The organism is Yersinia thracica (assembly GCF_902170565.1).
GTDB classification, from domain to species: Bacteria; Pseudomonadota; Gammaproteobacteria; order Enterobacterales; family Enterobacteriaceae; genus Yersinia; species Yersinia thracica.
The window spans coordinates 1-4,438 of the sequence record NZ_CABHXX010000097.1 but is presented as its reverse complement, the minus strand read 5'-3'; the positions used below and the strand labels follow the sequence as shown (position 1 = coordinate 4,438).

Here is a 4,438-nt window from a genome sequence, read left to right as displayed (position 1 = left end):
GGGGAAGGATTCGAACCTTCGAAGTCGATGACGGCAGATTTACAGTCTGCTCCCTTTGGCCGCTCGGGAACCCCACCTAATTTTTAGTACTTGAATGGTGCCGGCACCAAGAGTCGAACTCGGGACCTACTGATTACAAGTCAGTTGCTCTACCAACTGAGCTATGCCGGCATCAAGTGCAGCGCATTCTAGGTAGAGTGGGCCTATGATGCAACAAAAAAATCGCATAAGTCGCCCTTTCGCTCATAAAACCGCCACTTTTCAAACGCCAGACGTATTATTAACCAAGGTTAGTTTAATTAGCGCTCAGAACTTTAGCTATTTTAACCAACTTTATCGCGGAAAATCATCCCAAAAAACCGATAATGTCTCATTGTCGAATAATCTTATTGTCCACACAGCGAAAATAAATTTTGTTCTATGCCCCAAAATGGGGAAATCTTTCTATTAAGGTGCATAAAATCCAAAAAGTGGTCGCTCAATTCTCGTCATTACAAGGTTACATATTTGGCTTGTTTATTGCTTAAACATAACTATTTATTTTAAACATCATATGCGCAGACCGACTGTTGAAGAGGAGTTTAACCATGAAGATAGTTTTACTTAATGCGGCAACATTGCCTATATACCGAAGCGAACTGGCAAGTTTACTGATTGATGCCGTTTCTCATGGTGCTTCAATCGGCTATAACACCCGCAGCCTCTTACAAGAAGAAGCTGAGAGCTACTACCATGGCCTACGCCCAGCCATCACGAAAGGCACGCTATTATTATGGATTGCACGTGATGACGAGGAGATCGTGGGAACCATCCAATTAGATCTCTGCCAAAAACCCAATGGACTAAATCGAGCTGAAGTACAAAAATTATTAGTTCACAGCCGCAGCCGTCGTGCCGGGATTGGTCATAAATTGATTATTGAGATGGAAAATACGGCGGTTCAACTTCGTCGCGGATTGTTATACTTGGATACTGAAGCTGGCTCTCCTGCAGAATCTTTTTACCGAGCACAAGGATATAGATGTATGGGTGAAATTCCTGATTATGCCTGTACTCCTGATGGTTATTATCATCCAACCGCAATTTATTTCAAACTCTTATTCTCTGCAAATCAAGCACATACTTTTATAGCCAGCTAGCCATGATAAACGCCTTCAAACATAAGACAAAAGCTTGGCATTCCCTTTCTTAATTTATTGGAATAGCAACATACATCAAAGAAATCACTCACTAAATACAAAAATGTCTACGCCAAAAAGCAAGCTGCCTATAATATGCAGCTTGTTTATTATCTGGAGTTGGCGTCCAGCGCCTTTCCCAACCTGCGTTAACAGGCAGAATTTGGCTTATGATAAAAAGAGATCAATCTTTAGCGACGCCTTATCTACAGTTCGATCGTACTCAGTGGGCGGCTTTACGCGACTCAGTACCATTGACGCTAACAGAAGAAGAAATAGTTAAACTCAAAGGGATTAACGAAGACCTTTCCTTAGATGAAGTGGCACAGATTTATCTGCCGCTCTCACGCCTACTTAATTTTTATATCAGTTCTAATTTGCGTCGCCAGGCAGTTCTGGAGCAATTCCTTGGAACTGATGGCCAACGCATCCCTTATGTTATTGGTATTGCGGGCAGTGTTGCAGTGGGTAAAAGTACAACGGCCCGCTTATTGCAAGCATTGCTGAGCCGCTGGCCAGAACATCGCAGTGTAGAACTGATTACTACTGATGGTTTTCTTTATCCGAATAAAGTGCTTAACGAGCGCGGATTGATGAAGAAGAAAGGATTCCCACAATCCTATGATATGCACAGTTTGGTGAAATTTGTCTCTGAAGTAAAATCCGGTGCTGACCATGTTACAGCACCAGTTTATTCTCATTTAATATATGATATTGTCCCAGATGGTAATAAAATTATCAAACAGCCGGACATCCTTATATTAGAGGGATTAAATGTGTTACAAAGCGGGATGGATTACCCTCATGACCCGCATCATGTATTCGTTTCTGACTTTGTAGATTTCTCTATATACGTGGATGCACCTGAGGATTTACTCCAAAGTTGGTATATCAATCGGTTCCTTAAGTTTCGCCAAGGTGCGTTTTCCAACCCTAATTCTTACTTCCATAACTATGCAAAATTGCCTGAAACCGAAGCAGTCAAGATTGCAACACAGTTATGGAAAGAGATTAATGGATTGAATTTAAAGCAGAATATATTGCCAACCCGTGAGCGAGCAAGTCTGATAATGACAAAAAGTGCCAATCATGCGGTTGAAAGTGTGCGTTTAAGAAAATAGTAAATAGCGGGTAGTAATAACTGCCCGCTTAGCTTCTTGACTAAACTCCACGAAGGGATATTTCGCCACCAATATAAGGTTTTACATTACCGTTTTGTTCTAATAATAATGCGCCCTGTTGATCTATTCCCCGAGCAATACCAAATATTTCCTGATTCCCAATAATCAATTTCACAGGACGATCAAGATAATTATCCATTTCCCGCCAGCGAGAAATAAAGGCAGACAGACCTTCATTTTCAAATTTAACCACCGCCAGCCGTAATTCAGATAATAATTCAGCGGTCAGTTTATTACGATCAATAATAACCCCAGCTTCCTGTAAGTTAATCCAATCTTGGCTAATAACATTGGTCATTGACTCACGCATGGTCAGATTGATACCGGCACCAATAACCAACTGTGCTGCATCACCCGTTTTACCCGTGAGCTCGACTAATATACCCGCCAGCTTCTTATCATTTAAATACAAATCATTTGGCCATTTAACACGAACTTGACCTGCACCCAATTTGTGCAGTACCTCGGCCATGACAATACCTACAACTAAACTTAGCCCCATCGCAGCCGCAGGGCCTTGCTCCAATCGCCAGAACATTGATAAGTAAAGATTAGCACCAAAAGGAGAGATCCATTGGCGGCCACGTCTACCACGCCCTGCTTGCTGATATTCAGCGACACATGCATCACCAGATTTAAGTTCAGTGATACGATCTAAGAGATATTGATTCGTCGAATCAACTACTGGTAATACCGCGACTTGACCGGCGGGTAAATAACTTAATATGGCCTGTTCATCAAGTAATTGGATAGGTACTGGCAGACTATAGCCCTTACCAGGCACTGTGAAGACATCTAGCCCCCATTCTTTGATAGTTTGCATATGCTTATTAATTGCAGCGCGGCTCATACCCAGCATTTCACCCAATTGCTCACCTGAGTGAAAAGCACCATCGGCCAGTACGCCAATTAATCGCAAGGGGACTTTAATATCTTTCAAGACAAATACTCCACAGCATTAACTTCACCATCACTAGCGATAAAGCGCACCTCTGGTTCCAGCCAGATGGCAAATTTCTTTGCGACCTGCTGACGAATATAGCTAGCAAGGCCTAGTACATCTTGGCCTGTAGCCTCTGCGAGATTAATCAGCACCAAAGCTTGCTGCTGATGCACTGCGGCACCACCAATCTGGTATCCTTTGAGTGCACATTGATCAATAAGCCAGCCCGCAGCCAGCTTTACGGATCCATCGGACTGTGGGTAATGAGGGGCATTGGGAAAGAGCTTCACGATATCTGCAGCCACAGTTGCATCCACAACGGGATTCTTGAAGAAACTGCCGGCATTGCCAGTCACCGTCGGGTCAGGTAGTTTGCTCCTACGCATCGCGCAGACGGAGTTGAAGATATCTTTTGCTGTCACAGTCAATGGATCCATCCGAGTTAAATCACCATAACCCAATGTTGGTATCCAAGACTTCACTAACTTGATACCCACAGCGACGATGGCGAACCCATTGCCATAGCGATGCTTAAATATGCTATCACGATAGCCAAACTGACAATCTAGCGCAGAAAGGCGCAGAACCGTGCCCTTCTCCATATCAAGTAAATCAACGTATTCACACACTTTTTGCAACTCAACACCATATGCACCAATATTTTGAATTGGCGCAGAACCGACACAACCTGGGATCAAAGCCAAGTTTTCTAGGCCCGGCATGTTATTTTGCAACGAATAGCATACTAATTGATGCCAATTCTCCCCTGCTCCAACATGAAGATGCCAGGCAATATCGTCTTCGGTGAAAGTGATACCCTTGATGCGATTAAGTAACACTGTTCCTGAATAATTTTCGATAAATAGTACATTGCTACCTTCACCAAGCAAAAGTACAGGTTGATGCTTAGAGACAGACTCACGCCATGCATCAACCAATTCTTCAGGAGAGTTGGCACTGATGACATTGTTCGCATAGGCTGATAACGCGAAAGTATTGAGATGTTTTAGCGGGGAACATTGATTCGACATAACATTAAGTACTCATTCTTACTGGCTCTGGCGCTAGCCTAACCGACCAATATACTCATATTGTATTTTGTTTTAAGTGGATGCATAAAAATCTATGGTCACCCC

Annotated in this window: 4 protein-coding genes and 1 tRNA gene; 2 read left to right on the top strand and 3 right to left on the bottom strand. The window is 43.0% G+C overall.

Annotation, left to right across the window (positions count from 1 at the left end):
• Positions 1-95: 95 nt before the first annotated feature.
• A tRNA-Thr gene (locus FTA91_RS14465) sits at positions 96-171 on the bottom strand.
• Positions 172-587: 416 nt separating this feature from the next.
• On the opposite strand from FTA91_RS14465, the gene FTA91_RS14455 reads away from it, so the two are divergent.
• Both FTA91_RS14455 and coaA read left to right on the top strand, forming a co-directional pair.
• Positions 588-1,139 (top strand): GNAT family N-acetyltransferase, encoded by a 552-nt coding sequence (locus FTA91_RS14455; protein WP_050116434.1) that lies wholly within the window; start codon positions 588-590, stop codon positions 1,137-1,139.
• 209 nt (positions 1,140-1,348) lie between these two features.
• Positions 1,349-2,299 (top strand): type I pantothenate kinase, encoded by a 951-nt coding sequence (gene coaA, locus FTA91_RS14450; RefSeq protein ID WP_145583530.1) that lies wholly within the window; start codon positions 1,349-1,351, stop codon positions 2,297-2,299.
• 40 nt (positions 2,300-2,339) lie between these two features.
• Here the strand turns inward: coaA and birA are convergent, their stop codons facing one another.
• Both birA and murB read right to left on the bottom strand, forming a co-directional pair.
• The gene (gene birA, locus FTA91_RS14445) at positions 2,340-3,299 is read right to left on the bottom strand and encodes a bifunctional biotin--[acetyl-CoA-carboxylase] ligase/biotin operon repressor BirA (protein ID WP_050116432.1); all 960 of its coding nucleotides are present in this window, start codon (positions 3,297-3,299) and stop codon (positions 2,340-2,342) included.
• Positions 3,296-4,333 (bottom strand): UDP-N-acetylmuramate dehydrogenase, encoded by a 1,038-nt coding sequence (gene murB, locus FTA91_RS14440; protein ID WP_050116431.1) that lies wholly within the window; start codon positions 4,331-4,333, stop codon positions 3,296-3,298. The genes birA and murB overlap by 4 nt, the downstream gene beginning before the upstream one ends.
• Positions 4,334-4,438 lie beyond the last annotated feature (105 nt).

Excerpts from the sequence above, each read along its gene's own strand:
- FTA91_RS14455 (WP_050116434.1), top strand. The coding sequence starts at position 588 with ATGAAGATAGTTTTACTTAATGCGGCAACATTGCCTATATACCGAAGC.
- coaA (WP_145583530.1), top strand. The coding sequence starts at position 1,349 with ATGATAAAAAGAGATCAATCTTTAGCGACGCCTTATCTACAGTTCGAT.
- murB (WP_050116431.1), bottom strand. The coding sequence starts at position 4,333 with ATGTCGAATCAATGTTCCCCGCTAAAACATCTCAATACTTTCGCGTTA.